This is a genomic window from Acidobacteriota bacterium, from assembly GCA_016716715.1.
Classification (GTDB): domain Bacteria; phylum Acidobacteriota; class Thermoanaerobaculia; order UBA5066; family UBA5066; genus Fen-183.
Genome location: JADJVE010000004.1, coordinates 99,502 through 115,035 on the forward strand (window position 1 = coordinate 99,502; position 15,534 = coordinate 115,035).

Annotated in this window: 13 protein-coding genes; 4 read left to right on the plus strand and 9 right to left on the minus strand. The window is 70.5% G+C overall.

The annotated features are described in order from the left end of the window. The first annotated feature begins 36 nt into the window (after nucleotides 1–36). From IPL89_07730 to IPL89_07740, 3 genes are all read left to right on the plus strand, one after another. Nucleotides 37–624, plus strand: coding sequence for a redox-sensing transcriptional repressor Rex (locus IPL89_07730; protein MBK9063069.1), 588 nt, complete (start codon nucleotides 37–39; stop codon nucleotides 622–624). A 641-nt stretch (nucleotides 625–1,265) separates the two neighbouring features. After that, a complete protein-coding gene (locus IPL89_07735) occupies nucleotides 1,266–1,565 on the plus strand; it encodes a BrnT family toxin (protein MBK9063070.1) in 300 nt (99 codons plus the stop codon). Continuing rightward, nucleotides 1,562–1,795 carry a BrnA antitoxin family protein gene (locus IPL89_07740; protein ID MBK9063071.1) on the plus strand — a complete coding sequence of 78 codons (234 nt, stop codon included), beginning with the start codon at nucleotides 1,562–1,564 and terminating at the stop codon, nucleotides 1,793–1,795. The genes IPL89_07735 and IPL89_07740 overlap by 4 nt, the downstream gene beginning before the upstream one ends. A gap of 25 nt (nucleotides 1,796–1,820) precedes the next feature. Here IPL89_07740 and glgP read toward each other — a convergent pair whose 3' ends face one another. Beyond that, on the minus strand, nucleotides 1,821–4,328 hold the full coding sequence (gene glgP, locus IPL89_07745) for an alpha-glucan family phosphorylase (protein MBK9063072.1): 2,508 nt from the start codon (nucleotides 4,326–4,328) through the stop codon (nucleotides 1,821–1,823). A 25-nt stretch (nucleotides 4,329–4,353) separates the two neighbouring features. Beyond that, nucleotides 4,354–4,833 carry a hypothetical protein gene (locus IPL89_07750; GenBank protein MBK9063073.1) on the minus strand — a complete coding sequence of 160 codons (480 nt, stop codon included), beginning with the start codon at nucleotides 4,831–4,833 and terminating at the stop codon, nucleotides 4,354–4,356. 88 nt (nucleotides 4,834–4,921) lie between these two features. Here IPL89_07750 and IPL89_07755 point away from each other — a divergent pair, with 88 nt between their 5' ends. Beyond that, nucleotides 4,922–6,100 carry an MFS transporter gene (locus IPL89_07755; protein ID MBK9063074.1) on the plus strand — a complete coding sequence of 393 codons (1,179 nt, stop codon included), beginning with the start codon at nucleotides 4,922–4,924 and terminating at the stop codon, nucleotides 6,098–6,100. Here the strand turns inward: IPL89_07755 and IPL89_07760 are convergent. From IPL89_07760 to IPL89_07790, 7 genes are all read right to left on the minus strand, one after another. Continuing rightward, entirely contained in the window at nucleotides 6,072–6,980 is a 909-nt protein-coding gene (locus tag IPL89_07760) for a hypothetical protein (protein MBK9063075.1), read from the minus strand. The genes IPL89_07755 and IPL89_07760 overlap by 29 nt on opposite strands. Before the next feature lie 27 nt (nucleotides 6,981–7,007). Then, nucleotides 7,008–7,775, minus strand: a complete 768-nt coding sequence (locus tag IPL89_07765; GenBank protein ID MBK9063076.1) for an ABC transporter ATP-binding protein — start codon at nucleotides 7,773–7,775, stop codon at nucleotides 7,008–7,010. A gap of 8 nt (nucleotides 7,776–7,783) precedes the next feature. After that, nucleotides 7,784–8,533, minus strand: a complete 750-nt coding sequence (locus tag IPL89_07770) for a YIP1 family protein (GenBank protein MBK9063077.1) — start codon at nucleotides 8,531–8,533, stop codon at nucleotides 7,784–7,786. After that, nucleotides 8,530–10,194: a TolC family protein gene (locus IPL89_07775; GenBank protein ID MBK9063078.1), complete on the minus strand. Its 1,665-nt coding sequence runs from the start codon at nucleotides 10,192–10,194 to the stop codon at nucleotides 8,530–8,532. The genes IPL89_07770 and IPL89_07775 overlap by 4 nt, the downstream gene beginning before the upstream one ends. 102 nt (nucleotides 10,195–10,296) lie before the next feature. Further along, nucleotides 10,297–11,301: an ABC transporter ATP-binding protein gene (locus tag IPL89_07780; GenBank protein ID MBK9063079.1), complete on the minus strand. Its 1,005-nt coding sequence runs from the start codon at nucleotides 11,299–11,301 to the stop codon at nucleotides 10,297–10,299. After that, complete coding sequence (locus IPL89_07785; GenBank protein ID MBK9063080.1) at nucleotides 11,298–12,317, minus strand: ABC transporter ATP-binding protein; 1,020 nt, start codon at nucleotides 12,315–12,317, stop codon at nucleotides 11,298–11,300. The genes IPL89_07780 and IPL89_07785 overlap by 4 nt, the downstream gene beginning before the upstream one ends. Beyond that, on the minus strand, nucleotides 12,314–15,532 hold the full coding sequence (locus tag IPL89_07790) for a hypothetical protein (protein ID MBK9063081.1): 3,219 nt from the start codon (nucleotides 15,530–15,532) through the stop codon (nucleotides 12,314–12,316). Before IPL89_07790 ends, IPL89_07785 begins: the two co-directional genes overlap by 4 nt. Nucleotides 15,533–15,534 lie beyond the last annotated feature (2 nt).

The following is a 15,534-nucleotide window of genomic DNA, read 5'->3' on the forward strand; positions in this document are numbered from 1 at the left end:
GGGGTCGCCGCCCCCACGAGTGAGCGTCTGTCCCTGGTGCTCCGCGGGCTGCGCGCCCTCGAGGCCCAGGGCGTCCACACGGTCTCCTCGTACCAGCTCGCCGAGCGGTTCGGGATGAACCCGGCGCAGATCCGCAAGGATCTCGCGCAGTTCGGCGAGTTCGGCGTGCGCGGCGTCGGCTACCGCGTCGCGGACCTCAAGGCGAAGCTCAAGGAGCTCATGGGCCTCGCGAAGACGCGCACCGTCGTCATCGCGGGGGCGGGCAACCTCGGTCAGGCCCTCGCGGACTCGCGCAACTTCAACGTAGACGGCTTCAAGGTCGCGGCGCTCTTCGACGTCGACGGCCGCAAGGTGGGCGGCCGCTCGCGGACGGGCGTTCCGATCCTCGACATCGCGGAGCTGCCGAAACAGGCTGGCGAAATGAAGGCCGACATCGGCGTCCTCGCCGTTCCGGCCGAGGCCGCCCTCGAGGTCGCGCGCCTGCTCGCGGCTGCCGGCGTGCCGGCGCTCCTCAACTTCGCGCCGGTCTCGGTCCCGCCGACCGAGGGCACGTTCGTGCGCAACGTCGACCTGACGTTCTTCCTCGAGAACCTCTCCTTCCAGCTCGCCGTCAGGCGGCGGTAGGGGGTACTTGATGACGGTTCCTAGATCTGCTCACCGGCCGGTGGCTACTAATAGGAACCTGGGCCTGAATTCGGGCAAGAGTTCCTAGATATGACCACCGCGATTGACGTCGAATACTAGTTAGGCGGCTTAACCAGCTGTGCGCCGTGCCTGTTCACGGAGGGACATGATCGGAACCCCAAACATCCCGGATCGCGTTCAACATCGACGTCTCGGTCCTGTGGCGTCCCGGCGCTCAGAACATAGCCCTCCGCGGCATCTTTAACGGCCGGACCCACCCTCCTATGCCTACACCGGCGTGTTTGCCATTTCCGCTCGCAACCGTTTCGGCGCATCTGGCCAGGTCATCGGGTCACTCCTTTGGCACCCACTGTCCTAGACTCACGCTTCATCTTGGCCGCAGGACACGGCCACGGCGGCGCCGTGCGCATCGCCACGGCCGAGGACGAGCAGCGCTTGCCGGAAATGGACGTTCTTGGGGCGCAGGCCATCTAAACAGGCTTCAGCGCGTACCGGGCGCCGCCTAACACCTCATTGCAGCGGACTCGGCGTCAGTCGCTGCGCTCCTTCCTTCTCGCCGCTGAACTCGATATCGTTAGGCAGCCCTTGCGTCCGACTGGCCCTGTAACTACAATGTAGTTATGGCGTTCGATCTTCGTTTCGAATGGGACGCCGCGAAGAACCGAGCGAACGTACGGCGTCACGGAGTGTCGTTCGAGGAGGCCTCCTCGGCCTTCCTCGATGAGAACGGCATCCTGATCGACGATCCGGGTCACTCCATCGGGGAGGAGCGTTTCGTCCTCCTCGGGCTCACCTCGAGCCTGCGGCTCCTCGTCATCTGCCATTGTTATCGGCAACACGCCGATATCGTCCGCCTCATTTCGGCCCGGAAGGCCGACAAGGGCGAGCGAGAACACTATTTCGGGAGATTCAAAAGATGAGAAAGCACTATGACTTCTCAAAGGGCCGGCCGAACCCCTATGCAAGGCGCCTCAAGCGCCAGATCACGCTTCGCCTGGACGAGGCTACGATCACGTACTTCAGGTCCCTCTCGGTCGAGACGGCAATCCCATACCAGTCCCTGATCAATCTCTATCTCCGGGAGTGTGCCGCGAGCAAGAAACACCTGAGGCTCTCCTGGGAGAGGTCCCCGCAAACCGGGGCTGCCTGAAGACGCACTCCGCCGAGGTCGGCGCCTACTCCGCCCAGAGGACGAGGTTCGTCTCGTTCGGGTGGAGGAGCAGGGGGTGCGACGGGCGGACGCGCACGGAGTACCCGCGGCTGTCCTCCGCAGGCCGGCCCACCGTGCCGGTCCACGTCGCGGTGCCGTCGAGACGGCCCTGCGACGCCAGCGGCGTCGAGAAGCCGGCGTCCACGACCCCGTCGTGATCCGGCTCGCCCTCGAACCAGTCCACCGCGAGATCGCCCGGCTCGAGGCTTCCGAGACGAATCTGGACCTCGACCGTGAAGCTCTCCCCGGGCGCGACGCGCGCCGGCTCCTCGGGCACCGTGGTCACGGAGACGAACCCGACCTCGTCCCACGCGGAGCGGACCTTTTCCTTCCACGCGGCGAGCTCCTTCGCCTTCGCATCGCCGTCCGCAGACAGCATCGAGACACGGCTTGCGGCGGGCGTGTATGCGAGCGACACGTACTCTCCGACCATCCGGTCCGAGTGGAAGATGCGCCCCAGCCGGTGCGCCGACGTCGCCATGCGCGCCGCCCAGCCGGCCGGCACGCCGGAGCGGTCGCCGTTCGGCCGGTCGTAGAAGAGCGGGACGATCTCGGTCTCGAGGCGCTCGTAGAGGGAGTTCGCCATCTCGTCGTCCGGGCGCCCCTCGGTCGCGTCACCGATCGTGAAGCCCGCGCCGTCGCGCGGCGCCTCGTCCCACCAGCCGTCGAGGACGGACAGGTTCAGGACGCCGTTCATCGCCGCCTTCATCCCGGACGTGCCCGAAGCCTCGAACGGCCGGCGTGGATTGTTCAGCCAGACGTCGACGCCCTGCACGAGCCGGCGCGCGAGGCGCATGTCGTAGTCCTCGACGAGGACGACGCGCCCCAGGAACTCCGGCTGCGCCGCGAACTCGCCGACGCGCCGCAGGAAGTCCTTCCCCGCGTGGTCGCGCGGGTGAGCCTTGCCCGCGAACACGAGCTGCACGGGCCGGTTCGGGTCCGAGAGCAGGCGGGAGAGCCGCGCGGGATCCTGGAATATGAGCGTCGCGCGCTTGTACGTCGCGAAGCGGCGCGCGAATCCGATCGTGAAGGCCGTCGGGTCGAGGAGCTGCCACGCGGCGGCGACCTCCACGTCCGGAGCGCCCCGGCGCGTCCGCGCCGCGGCGGACCGGATTCGCACCGTCTCGACGAGAGCCGCCCGGCGGTGCTCGTGCCGCCGCCAGAGCTCAGCCGGGTCGGGGCCGTCGCCTTCGCGCGGGTTGAGAGCCCCGATCTCTTTCGAGGTCCATGAGGGGCCGTGGACGCCGTTCGTGACGGCGCTGATCGGGATCTCCGAGAGCGGCGCGTCCGGAAAGACACCGCGCCACAGGCGGCGCGAGACCTTCGCGTGGAGCTGGGACACGGCGTTCACGCGGGAGGACAGGCGCAGGCCGAGAACCGCCATCGAGAAGTATTCGTTCGGGTCCTCCGGGACCTGCCGGCCGAGGCCGAGGAGCTCGTCGAGGCCGATGCCGTAGGCCTCGAGCTTCTTGTCGAACGTGCGCTGCATGAGGTCCCGCGGGAAGAGGTCGATTCCGGCGGGTACCGGCGTGTGCGTCGTGAACACGTTGCCGGCCGTCGCGATCTCCCGCGCCTCGGCGAAGCTCAGCCCGCGCTCGGCGCGAAGCTGCCGGATCCGCTCGAGCCCGAGGAACGCCGCATGGCCCTCGTTCGCGTGGCGCACCGTCGGCCGGAGCCCCGCGACCTCGAGGGCCCGCATCCCGCCGATCCCGAGGACGATCTCCTGGCGGATGCGCATGTCGGTGTCGCCGCCGTAGAGACGGTTCGTGATCTCGCGGTCGGCGGGCCGGTTCGCGGGCAGGTGCGCGTCGAGGAGGAGGAGCGGCGTCCGCCCCACGCGCACGCGCCGGATCAGGAGATGGACGTCGCGGTCGCCGATACTCACCGTGACGACCGGCGCGACGCCCGCGGGCGTCGGGAGGACCTCCACCGGAAGGTCGAGCGGGTCGACGATCGGGTAGCTCTCCTTCTGCCGGGCGTCCGCCGTGAGCGTCTGCCGGAAGAAGCCCTCGCGGTAGAAGATCCCGACGCCCACGAGCGGCACGCCGAGGTCGCTCGAGGACTTCAGGTGGTCGCCCGCGAGGACTCCGAGGCCGCCCGAGTAGATCGGCAGCATCTCGGAGAGGCCGAACTCTGCGCAGAAGTAGGCGACGCGCACACCCGCGGCGGCAAGGTCCGCGATCCCGGGCACACCCGGCGCCGCGGCGTCCTCCGCGGCGAACGCGGCCGCGGCCGCGTGGACGCGGGTGACGTAGTCCCCGTTCCCGGCCAGCGCCGCGAGACGGGCCGGGTCCACGGACCTGAGGAGCAGGACGGGATTCCCCGAGCGATGCCACTCCTCGGGGTCGAGCTCGCGGAAGAGGGCGCGCGTCGCGGGACGCCACGTCCAGCGCATGTCGCGGGCGAGGTCGGCGAGGGGGGCGAGTTCCGGCGGCAGGGCGGGCGCGGCGCGGTAGGTCCCGAGTGGTCTCATCGGCGCGCGGAGGATAACCGATCGTTCACGGGTTCATCGCACGGACCGTCTTGACCTCGGCGTCGCGCTCGGCGACGTGGGGGTCGTACGGCCTGTACGAGCCCGCATCCGGCACGTCGCGGTACTCCGTATCGCACCGGTAGCAGATGACGACGGGCGGCACGCGCCGCGCGAGGACGAAATCAATCGCGGCGAACGCGAGCAGGACGGGCACGAGCCAGACGCCTCCGAGCCTCCACGCCGCGAGAAGCGCGAGCGTCGCCCCAACCGCGAGAATCGCGCAGCCGAGGCGCTGGTCGAAATCCTTCTGGACGTAGAACGCGGTGGATTTGCAACGAGAGCACGAATCCACCCTCTCCGCGCGGCAAACCGAAGGCGAATGAGAAAAGGCGATTGAGGATTTCTTAGAAGGTGAGGAACAGGAGACCTCGCCGGATGCGCGCTCCGAGGGCGGCGGGAGCTCGATGCGCTCCATGCAGTCGGAGCAATACACGGCCACGCGCACTTGGGGTGGATTATTCCCCTCCCCTCTTCCACCTTCTAAGAAAATCTTCTCTTCGGTTCTCCTCCCACCATACGATCCCAACTGACCGATGCCCCGCTCCCCCGACCGCAACGCCCTCGCGATCCTCGCCGCCGCCCACGCCGTCAACGACGCGTACCAGAGCGCCGTGCCGGCGCTGCTGCCGTTCCTCGTGGCCGACCGGGGCCTCACGTACGCCGCCGCCGGCGGCCTCGTCCTCGCGGCGTCGGCCGTGTCGTCCTTCGTCCAGCCGCTGCTCGGCGCGGCCTCCGACCGCAGGGCCCTCCCGTTCCTGATGCCCCTCGGGATCCTCATCGCGGGCGCCGGCATCGCGGGCGCCGCCCTCGCCCCGACCTACGCGCTCACGGCGGCCGCGGTCGTCTTCTCGGGCGCGGGCGTCGCCGTCTTTCACCCGGAGGCCGCCCGCCACGCGAACTACGCGTCGGGCGACCGGCGCGCGACGGGCATGAGCATCTTCTCCGTCGGGGGCAACCTCGGGATCGCGGCAGGGCCCGCGGTCGTGACGCTCCTCGCCACCGTCGGCGGCATTCCCGGAGTCGCGTGGATGGCCGCTCCCGCGGTCCTCGCGGCGCTCCTCCTCGCGCGCGAGCTCCCCCGCCTCGCCGCCTTCCGTCCGGCCGCCGAGGCCGTCCGGGCGGTCTCGCCCGAGCCCCCGCGCTGGAGGGCGTTCCTCTCCCTCTCCGCGATCATCGCGATCCGCTCGATGATGTCGTTCGGCCTCGCGGCGTTCGTGCCCCTGTGGCTCGTGAGCGCGCGCGGCGTGCCGCGCTCGCGCGCGACGCTCGCCCTCACCGTGATGCTGCTCGCGGGAGCGGCCGCGACGCTCGTCGGCGGGAGGCTGGCGGACCGCTTCGGGCGCCGCCGCGTCCTCGTCGGCTCCCTGCTGCCGCTCGCGCCGCTCATCTTCCTCACCCTCGCGACGCCGGGGCCCGCGGTCCTCGTTCCGCTCGCCCTCACGGGCGCGTTCTCGATCGCGAGCTACAGCGTGGCGGTCGTCATGGGCCAGGAGTACCTGCCGGGCCGCGAGGGGATCGCGGGAGGCGTGACGATGGGCCTCGCGATCGGCCTCGGCGGCGCCGGCGTGCCGATTCTCGGCCTCGTCGCCGACCGCTGGGGCGTGGCGTCGGTTTTCGGCCCGATCGCCGCGCTGCCCGTGATCGCCGCGGCGCTCGCTCTCACGCTGCCGGGCCGCTCCGTTTTCAGACGGGCAGTCCCGACCGCAGCGTGAGGTACGCGGCGAGGAGCTCGCCGACGAGGACGAACACGACGCCGACGTAGAGGAGCCCCGTCGCCGCCTGGTTGGACTTCATGCGGGCCGTCTTCACGACGAACGGCGCGAGGACGAGCGGCGCCGCCAGGCCCCACAGGACGCGCGACCCGAAGAAGAAGCCGTCGCGCATCGGGTCCACGAGGTCGGCGAGCGCGTCGCCGGCCGGCCCGCGCGACGTGCGCGCGAGCCACCCGAGCGCGACGAGCGCGAGCACCGTACGCGCGAGCGCGAGGAGCGCGAGCGCCTCCGTCGCGCGCACGAGGAGGCCGAACGGCAGCGACTTCGAGACGAGGTACCAGTGCCCGAGGTTCATCGCCCAGATGACGCCGCCGAAGAGGAGCGCGCCGAGCACGAGGCCCGCCGCGAGCCACCCCGCGCCGAGCGCGGGGCGCGAGGCGAACGGCTCCACGCCGGTGCGGGAGAGGAGGAGGACGAAGGAAGAGAAGACCGAGAGGAAGAGGGAGGAGAAGAGGAAGATTTTCTTAGAAGGTAATAGGGCGGGGGTGACGTCCGCGCGCGCGATAAGCGTTGCCGCCAGCGCGCCGCCGATGGCCAGAGCAAAGAGAAGCCCCGGGGTCACGACCGATTCGAATCCCCCGCTGGCGCCGCCGCCTCCCGCCGCCCCGCCCGCGGGAGCCGCGACCAGCCCTGTCCACCTTCTAAGAAGAAAACCACCGTTGCCCGAGACGAGACGTGCCAGCAGAAGGCAGGCGGCCGCAATTCCTCCGTGCAACGCAAAGAAACCCCCGGACAGGTCCTTCGAAGGAGTGAGGAGGGTGAAGAACAGGACGCCGACCGCGAGCTGCAGCAGGACGAGCGCGAGGACGTCGGCGAGCACCGGCGCAGTGTAGCCGGTGCCCGCGACTCAGGCCGGAGGCGCGGGGATCGCCGACGGCTCGTGCGCCGCGCCCTCGAGGGCCTCGCGCTTGGCGCGCGCGACGGCTTCGGCGCGGCTGGAGTCGTTCGGGCGGTCGTCGGAAATGCGCCCGTCGCGGATGCGGATGATCCGGCGGGCGTGCGCCGCGATGTCCTCCTCGTGAGTGACGAGGATGATCGCGTTCCCCTGCTCGTTCAGCTCGCGGAAGAGCCGCATGATGTCCTCGCCCGTCGCCGAGTCGAGGTTGCCCGTCGGCTCGTCCGCGAGGAGGAGCGACGGACCCGTGACGAGCGCGCGCGCGATCGCGACACGCTGGCGCTGGCCGCCCGAGAGCTCGTTCGGGTTGTGGTGGGCGCGGTCCGTGAGGCCGACGCGCTCGAGCGCCTTCTCGGCCCGCTCGCGGCGCTCCTTCTTCGGGAGGCCCGAGTAGACGAGCGGCAGCTCGACCTGGGCCAGAGCGCTCGTCCGTGCGAGGAGGTTGAACGTCTGGAAGACGAAGCCGATCTCGCGGTTCCGGATGCGCGCGAGCTCGTCGTCGGTCAGGGTCTGGACGGGCGTCCCGTTCAGCAGGTACTCGCCGCCGGTCGGCGTGTCGAGGCAGCCGATGAGGTTCATGAGCGTCGACTTGCCGGAGCCGGAGGGACCCATGATCGCGACGTACTCGCCGCGGTCGATCGTGAACGTTACGCCGCGCAGGGCGCGGACCTTTTCCTCGCCGACGGAATACGTCTTCTCGATGTCGCGCATCCCGATCAGCATCGGCTTCATCCCATGACCGCCTTCCACGCGACCTTGACGGCCACCGCGACGAGCCACAGGACGATCGGCGTCCACGTGGCGGCGCCCTTCGAGAGACCCGGGAGCTTGCGGAATCCGAGGACGAGCAGGCACAGGACCGCGATCGAGAAGATGTCGACGGACGAGGCGAGCGAGCGCAGGGCGACCGGCGTCGACTCGTCGAGGAACGCGCCGACGTTGGACTTCAGGACGTGCTGCGCGCCCTCCTGCGTGAGGGAGGCGTCGGGCAGCTGCAGGAAGATCGGAATCGAGATCAGGACGCCGACGAGGCTTGGGAGCCCCGAGTGCCCCCAGATCGCGAGGAGCTGCGCGTACCGCGCCTCGGCTCCCATGGCCTTCGCGCCGCCCCAGAGGACGAGCGCGATCACGAAGAAGAAGACGATCGCCGCGACGACGCCGATGCCGAGGTAGAGGGGCGTCATCTTCTTCGCGGCTTCGACCTGCCGCTGGACGACCTCGGGCGAAACCGTGCGGCCACTCTTCTCCATGCGCTTTTCGATCGACTCGCGAATCGTGCGGTCCATGTCGATCTTCGGCATCACGATCCAGAACGACCCCGCCGTCGCCAGCAGAGTGAGGAGGAGCGGCAGCCACCACGTCGGGCGCGCGACGAGCCGCCCGAACGTGTCGGACGGCTTCGTGAACGTGCCGACGACCGCCTCGACGGGGCCGATGCCCGGGACGGGGGCGGAGGCCGCGGGCGCGAGGTCGCTCACCGGACGTTCCCTTCCTCCGCCGGCGCCGGGTCGAGCGACACGTTCAGGCCGCTCAGGACGACGTTCTTCTGAGGGAGGAGGTCGCCGATCGCCTTGTGCCACGAGACGAGGGACTTGAGGTAGCCCGCGACCGCCTGCAGCTCGATCGTGCGTGCGGTCGTGAGGTCGTTCTGGATCTGCGCGACCTGGAACGACGTCGTCATCCCGTTCTCGTACTTCTTCTTCTCGGCATCGAGGTTGCGCTCGGCGAGCTCGCGCGCCTTCGAAGCGGCCTGCACGCTGCGATACGCGGTGTCGATGTTGCGCGCGGCGGTGCGCACCTCGACCTGCAGGTTCGCCTTCGTGATCGCGAGGCTCGTCCGGGCGAGCTCGAGGTCGGCGTTCGCGATGGCGGCGTTGCCCTTCGCGGCGCGGTTCCCGATCGGGATCGCGAAGACGAGGCCGACGCTCCACGCGGGGTAGTCGCCACGGCCGATCTGGGTCAGGGCCGACGAGTAGGAGAGATCGTACGGATTGCCGTCGGCGTCGACGCCGAGCCCGTTCGCCCCAAGACCGGCCCGGCCGTAGCCGCCGGAAAGGTCGAGGCGCGGCCTGAGCTGGTTCTGCTGGTACGAGGCCGTGACCTTCTTCGCCTCGATGTTCAGGAGGGACTGCCGGATCTCGGGCCGGACCTTCAGCGCCGACTCGTAGCCCTGGTTCACGTCCGCGACGAAGCCGGAGCGGAGCGACTCGCGCGTGGGGCGGTCGGTGGGGACGATGGGCCGGTTCCAATCCGGCACCGACTGGACGTTCAGGAGGCGCCGGAGGCGGTCCTGCGCGTCGCCGATGAGGCCCTCGGCGATGATGATGTCCTGCTCGCGCTGGGCGATCGTGACCTCGGTCTGGACGATGTCGATCGGCGCGAGCGCGCCCACGTCGATCTTGATCTTCGTGATCCGGTTCAGGTCCTTGGCCCGGTCGAGCGCCTCCTGCTTCGCCCTGAGGTTCTCGACCGCGTAGACGAGGTCCCAGTACGCGTTCTCGGCGGTCTGGATCGCCGTCTGAACCGCGATGACGAAGCCGTAGGCGCTCTGGTTCTCCCCGATCTTCGCCTGGACGACGAAGCGCTCCGTCACCGTCTTTCCGAAGTTCCGGAGGAGGGGCTGCGTGACGCCGAGCGAGAGGTTGCTCGAGTACGTGGGGTTCAGGAGCGTCCCCGCGCCCACGACGTCGCTGCGCGTGTTCGTCCAGCCGAGGGTGTACGTCGTCCCGTACGGCAGGAGCCCCGTCAGGTAGGGGTTCGCGTATCCGGTCTTCGTCTGGTTGGCCTGGTAGATCGAGCTCCGGGGCGTCTGCGTGTCTTTGATGCCGAGGTCCAGCTCGAACGTCGGGTCGAACGCGCCGCGTGCCGAGAGGATGCCGAAGCGGGACTCCTCCAGCGTGTAGGCGGACACGTCGAGGTCGAGGACGTTCTGGAGCGTCATCTCGATCGTCTTCTGGAGGGTCAGCTCGATCCTGTCTCCCGCGGGGAGGGGGATGGCCTTGCGGGCCTTCGAGCCGATGGGCACGGAAACGGAGTCGTCCGCGAATGCGACGCCGGCGGAAAGGACGAGGGCGAGGGCCGCCGCGGCCGCCCGCCGGCCGGCGCGCGCGGGGCTGCCGGGCTTCTGCTCAGGACTCACGAAAACCTCCTCGAACCGAAAGCCGATGATAGTGGACGGGCACCGTTTCAGAGTACGGCATACGGGCGGAAAGGTTTCCGCCAGAACGGGTTTCTTCAGTTTTTAGAGAGGGGCGTGACAGGCCACCGAGCGCTCGGCGTTCGCCGGATCCACGAGCAAGCGCGGGACCTCCTGCGAGCAGACCGGACGGGCGGACGGGCACCGAGGGTGGAAGGGACACCCCGGAGGCGGCGCGGCGGGCGACGGCGGCTCGCCGGGCGCCTGGAGGGTCGCCGCGGCGGGGTCGCCCGGGTGCCGGCGCGGCTGGGAGGCGAGGAGAAGCGCGGTGTACGGGTGGCGAGGCGCGGCAAAGAGAGCCTCCGTCGGCGCTTCCTCGACGATGCGCCCGAGATACATGACGGCGGTCCGGTCCGCGATCCATCGGACGACGGAAAGATCGTGCCCGATGAAAAGGTACGCCGGCCGCGACGGGGTGTCGCGCTGGAGGTCGAGGAGCAGGTTGAGGACCTGGGCGCGAACCGAGACGTCGAGGGACGACACGGGCTCGTCGAGAACGACGAGGCGGGGCTCCGTCGCGAGGGCGCGCGCGATCGCGATCCGCTGCCTCTGACCTCCGGAGAACTCGTGGGGCTTCTTTCCGAGCGCGGACGAGGCCAGGCCCACCGACGCGAGCAGCCCGGCCACGCGCTCGCGCCGCTCGACGCGCGAGCCGATCCGGTGGATGACGAGAGGCTCGCCGACGATCTCGCCCACGGACTGCCGCGGGTCGAGCGAAGTCGCGGGATCCTGGAAGACGACGCCGATCTCGCGCCGGCGGGCGTTCAGCTCCTTGAGCGGGAGCGACAGCCAGTCGGCGCCCCCGAAGAACACCGTCCCACGGTCGGCGGCGAGGAGCCTCAGGATCAGCCGCGCGGTCGTGCTCTTGCCCGATCCCGACTCCCCCACGAGCGCAAGCGTCCGCGCGGCCGGCAGGTCGAACGCGACACCGTTTACGGCGGCGACGCGAACGGGCGGCGCGAAGAAACCCCCGCGGCGCTCGAACGTCCGGTGGAGATCGCGGACGGAGAGGAGCGGCTCCGCCTCGCCCGGACGCGGGAGCGCGCTCATCGGGCCATCTCCGCGGGAGCGTCGACGAGAAAGCACGCGGCCTCCGAGCCCGTTCCGGGCACGCCGAGCAGCGTGGGCCGCGCGGCCCGGCAGCGGCCGAACGCCTCCGGGCAGCGCGGCTCGAAGGCGCAGCCCCGCGGACGCTGCCCCGGCTCGGGCACGGTTCCCGCGAGAGCCGGCAGCCTCCGCCCCCCTCCGGCCTCTCCGGCAGCGGGGCGCGATGCGAGAAGCCCGCGCGTGTACGGGTGCGCGGGCCGGTCGAAGAGGTCGGCGACCGAGGCGCTCTCGACGATCTCGCCCGCGTACATCACGAGCGCGCGGTCCGCCGTCTCGGCCACGACGCCGAGGTCGTGGGTCACCAGAAGGATCGCGAGGCCGAGCTCGCGCTTCAGGTCGAGCAGGAGCGCGAGGATCTGGGCCTGGATCGTGACGTCGAGCGCAGTCGTCGGCTCGTCCGCGACGAGAAGGCGCGGTCCGCCCGCGAGGGCGAGCGCGAGCATCGCCCGCTGCCGCATCCCGCCCGACATGAGGTGCGGGAGCGCGTCCATCTGCCGCTCCGGGTCCGGCAGGGCCACGCGGTGGAGCCACGTCACGGCCTCGGCTTGCGCCTCGGAGCGCGAGAGTCCGCGGTGGCGGCGCAGGACCCCGGCGAGCTCGGACCCGATCGTCCGCACGGGGTCGAGGGCGCTGCCCGGCTCCTGGAAGACGAGGCCGATCCCGCCGCCGCGCAGCCGCTCCTTCTCGCGCGGCGCCAGCGCGCGCACGTCGCGCCCCTCGAAAATCACCTCGCCCGAAGCGATGCGCACCGGAGGCGGAACGAGGTCGAGGAGCGCGAGCCCCGTGAGGCTCTTGCCGCAGCCGGATTCGCCCACGAGCGCCACGACCTCCCCCGCGAGGATCTCGAACGAGACGCCGTCGACGACCGTCTCCGACTCGCCCGTGAGGCCCGGGACGGCGATCGTGAGGGCGCGGACGGTGAGGAGTGGGGTCGAGGTGGAGGCCGGCGGCGCGCTCACGCCGGCGAGAGCTCCTTCAGCCGCTCACCGACGTCCCGGAACGAAGCGTTCGCGCCGTAGATCTCGAGGAAGGTCTTGTAAGCGTTGTCGCGGTCGCCGAGACCCGCATAGACGCCCGCGAGGTCGTACTGAAGGCCGAGGCGGTCGTCGTCGCGGATGTTCGGGGCGTCGAGGCCCTTCCGGTACCACTTGATCGCGAGCTGCGGCATCCCCTTCTCGAGGAAGCACAGGCCCAGCATCGAGCAGCACTCCACCGCGTACAGAGGGCTCTTGGCCGCGCGCTGGAACTCGCTGATCGCCTCGTCCGTGAGGGACATTTCCTTGTAGGCGATCCCGAGGTTGTAGTGCGTCTCGAAGTCCTCGGGCGAGAGCTGCTGCTCGACGCCCTTCTTGAACTCGCGGAAGATCTCCTCGAGCGGGATCTCGCGCCCGGAGGCGTCCACGGACGCCTCCGGCGTGTGCGTCTCCTGCCGCATCTCCGACTGAAGCTCTCCGGCGAAGTTGAAGAACTCCTGCTCGTCGGAGAACAACGCGGACTCGTCCGTCAGGACGGGGGCGCCGGCCGGCGCCTCGGGCGCCTCTGGCGGGGCGGGCTCCTCGGCGCCCTTCGTCATCTGGTCCGTGAGGGCCCGGCCGAGCTCCGCGTCCAGGACCGACTCGAAGTCTTCCGACAGGATGTCCGAGAGCGCGGGCCTCGCGTCTTCACCGCCGCCGCCTTCGAGGCGCGACCGTCGCTTGGCGATCTGGGGATGGCCGGGGAACTTGCGCTCGAGAGCCTGCAGGCGCTCGGAGGCGTCGACGACCATCCCTTGCTCGAGGCAGAAGTCGATCTCGAGGAGCTCCTCGGCCGACGGCTCGTCCGCCGTGGCGACGGCCGACGGCGGCGGCTCCGGAGAGGACGGCGGCTTCGCGCCGCGCACGCGCGCTCCCGGCGCGGTCGTGCTGCGCTCCGCTTCCGCGGGCTCCCCCATCTCGGCCGACGTCCGTTCGACGAGGAGAGAGTCCAGCGCCGAGACGCGATCCTCGCGGCCGGCGCTCCGGTAGAGGTCCTTGAGCTTCTCGGCCTCGGCGAGCGCGACCTTTCTCCGGCCGCCCTCGAGCGCGAGCTCGAAGACCTTCTCGCGCAGCGCGAGCGTCGCGGGGGCGTGCTTCAGGACGGACCGGAGGTGCTCGATCGCCTTGTCGTAGAGGCCGTACTTGCGGAAGACCTCCGCCTCGCCGAGAGCGCCTTCCACGATGTCGGAGGAAAGGCTGGCCGGAACCTCTTCGGTCGCGGCGGGAAGGGCAGCGCCCGCGGGCTCGGGTTCGGTCGCCGCCTCGAGCTCCGTCGCCGCCTCGAGCTCCGTCGCCGCCTCGAGCTCGGTCGCCGCCTCGAGCTCGGTCGGCGCTTCCACCTCGACGGTCGGCTCGGCCTCCATCGCTGCAGGCAGGCCGGCTGACGCGACCTCCGGGAGAGGCTGCGACGCCGCCCAATCGAAACCGCTCGCGTCCGAATGAGCCGCGCCCTGGCCGAAGTTCGGCGCGGTCGAAAGCGGCGAGACCTCCGGGAGCTGCTCGAGCGCGCCGAGGGCCGGCGCGGGCGCCGCGGCCGGCGTCGGCCGCTTCCCGGACGCCGAGCGGTCGAACGCGGAGGTGCCGGGCTGCGAGAGGCGGCGCACCGCGGCGGGGACGGGGCCAGTCGAGCCCGGGTCGTGGACGAGGTCGCCGTCCTCGAGCTCGAACACGAACTCACCCGTGGACTCGGGCGCCGCCGTAGCGGCGGGCACGGCGGAGAAGGACGGCGGCGGCGGAATGGGAGGAACGGGTGCGGCAGGCGCCCGGCGCGAGCCGGTCACCTCGATCGGCGGCACGTCGAGAGGCGCGCTCTTCTCCAGCGACGCCGGCTCGGAAGCCGGCGGCCCGGGTCGAGGCGTTTCGTCGGCCGGCGCATCGGGCCGGACGGGCGCCGCGGGCGCGGGCTGCGCGCGCCGGCCGCTCGTCTCCATCGACGGCGGCGGGATTGCGGGGCGCTCGCGAGAACCGCTGCGTTCCACTCCGCGCCCGAGCGACGGGTCCAGCTGCGCGAGGCGGTTACGGAACTCCGGCGAATCGGGAACGAGCTTCAGGAGGGCGCGCAGTCCCTCCGCCGCGTCACCGATCCGGTTCTGCTTTCTGTGGAGGTCCACGAGCGCCGAACGCCAGTGAATCACCGCGGCCTGGTCGCCCGCGGCTTCGGCCACGTGGATGACGCGAGAGAGAACGTCCTCGCGGTCGAGGGAAGCCTCCGCGAGCGGCACGAGGATTCCGAGGGCCCTCTTCGCCTCGCCGCGGCGCATGGCCTGGTCCGCGAGCGCGGCGGCGGCCTCGAACGTGAGCGTGGCGGTGCCGCCCGCCTGCTGCACGCGCACCGCGAGCTGGAGGACTTCCTCGCTGGACGCTTCGATGGCCTGGGCCTTCCCGAGCCACTCCTGCGCGTCCTTCACGTCGCCGTCCTGGAGGGCGGCCTCGGCCGCGAGCAGGAACAGGGGCAACGAGCGCGGCGTCGTGTCGAGGGCGCGCTTGACGAAGAGGCGCGCTTCGCGGGAACGCGACGCCGAGACGAGGAGGGGGACGAACGACCGCAGGACCTCGACGTTGTCCGGCGCCATCTGCAGCGCCTTCTCGTAGACCTGGATCGACTCGTCGAGGGCTCCCCGATCCTTGAGGAGCGCGGCGACGATCGTGTATTCCTTGAGCGCGTCGGGCTTGCGGCGGGCCTGCGTGAAGAAGTCCGCGAGCTTGACGTGCAGCTGGATGTTCTGCGGGTCGATTCCCACCATCTTCTGGTAGATGCCGATGGCGCCGATCGCGTTGTCGTTCCGGGCGTGGTAGTCGGCGAGGACCTGGTACTGGCTCTTGGCGTCCGTCGTGAGCCCCTGCTTGGCGTACAGCTCCGCGAGCCGCTCGTAGACGTCGAGTCGCGCCGGGTCGAGGCGGTTGATGCGCTTGTAGATCGCGATGCCGCGCAGGAAGAAGCCGTCCCGCGCGAAATGCTCGGCGATCCGCGTGAGGTACGGGATCGCCTCCTCGTTGCGGTTGAGGCGCGTGTATAGGTCGCCGACCTTGTTGAGGATGTTGATGTCGCCCGGCGTCTCCTCGAGGACCTTCAGGTAGTCCTTGAGAGCCGAGTCGACCTTGCCCTTCTGGAGGCTTTTCTCCGCCGAGGCGAGAAGAGCGTCTCTCTTCGTTCCGGCCATGC

Coding starts and splice junctions, on each gene's coding strand:
- IPL89_07735 (MBK9063070.1), top strand. CDS start 1,266: ATGGCGTTCGATCTTCGTTTCGAATGGGACGCCGCGAAGAACCGAGCG.
- IPL89_07740 (MBK9063071.1), top strand. CDS start 1,562: ATGAGAAAGCACTATGACTTCTCAAAGGGCCGGCCGAACCCCTATGCA.
- glgP (MBK9063072.1), bottom strand. CDS start 4,328: ATGAGACCACTCGGGACCTACCGCGCCGCGCCCGCCCTGCCGCCGGAA.
- IPL89_07755 (MBK9063074.1), top strand. CDS start 4,922: ATGCCCCGCTCCCCCGACCGCAACGCCCTCGCGATCCTCGCCGCCGCC.
- IPL89_07780 (MBK9063079.1), bottom strand. CDS start 11,301: ATGAGCGCGCTCCCGCGTCCGGGCGAGGCGGAGCCGCTCCTCTCCGTC.
- IPL89_07790 (MBK9063081.1), bottom strand. CDS start 15,532: ATGGCCGGAACGAAGAGAGACGCTCTTCTCGCCTCGGCGGAGAAAAGC.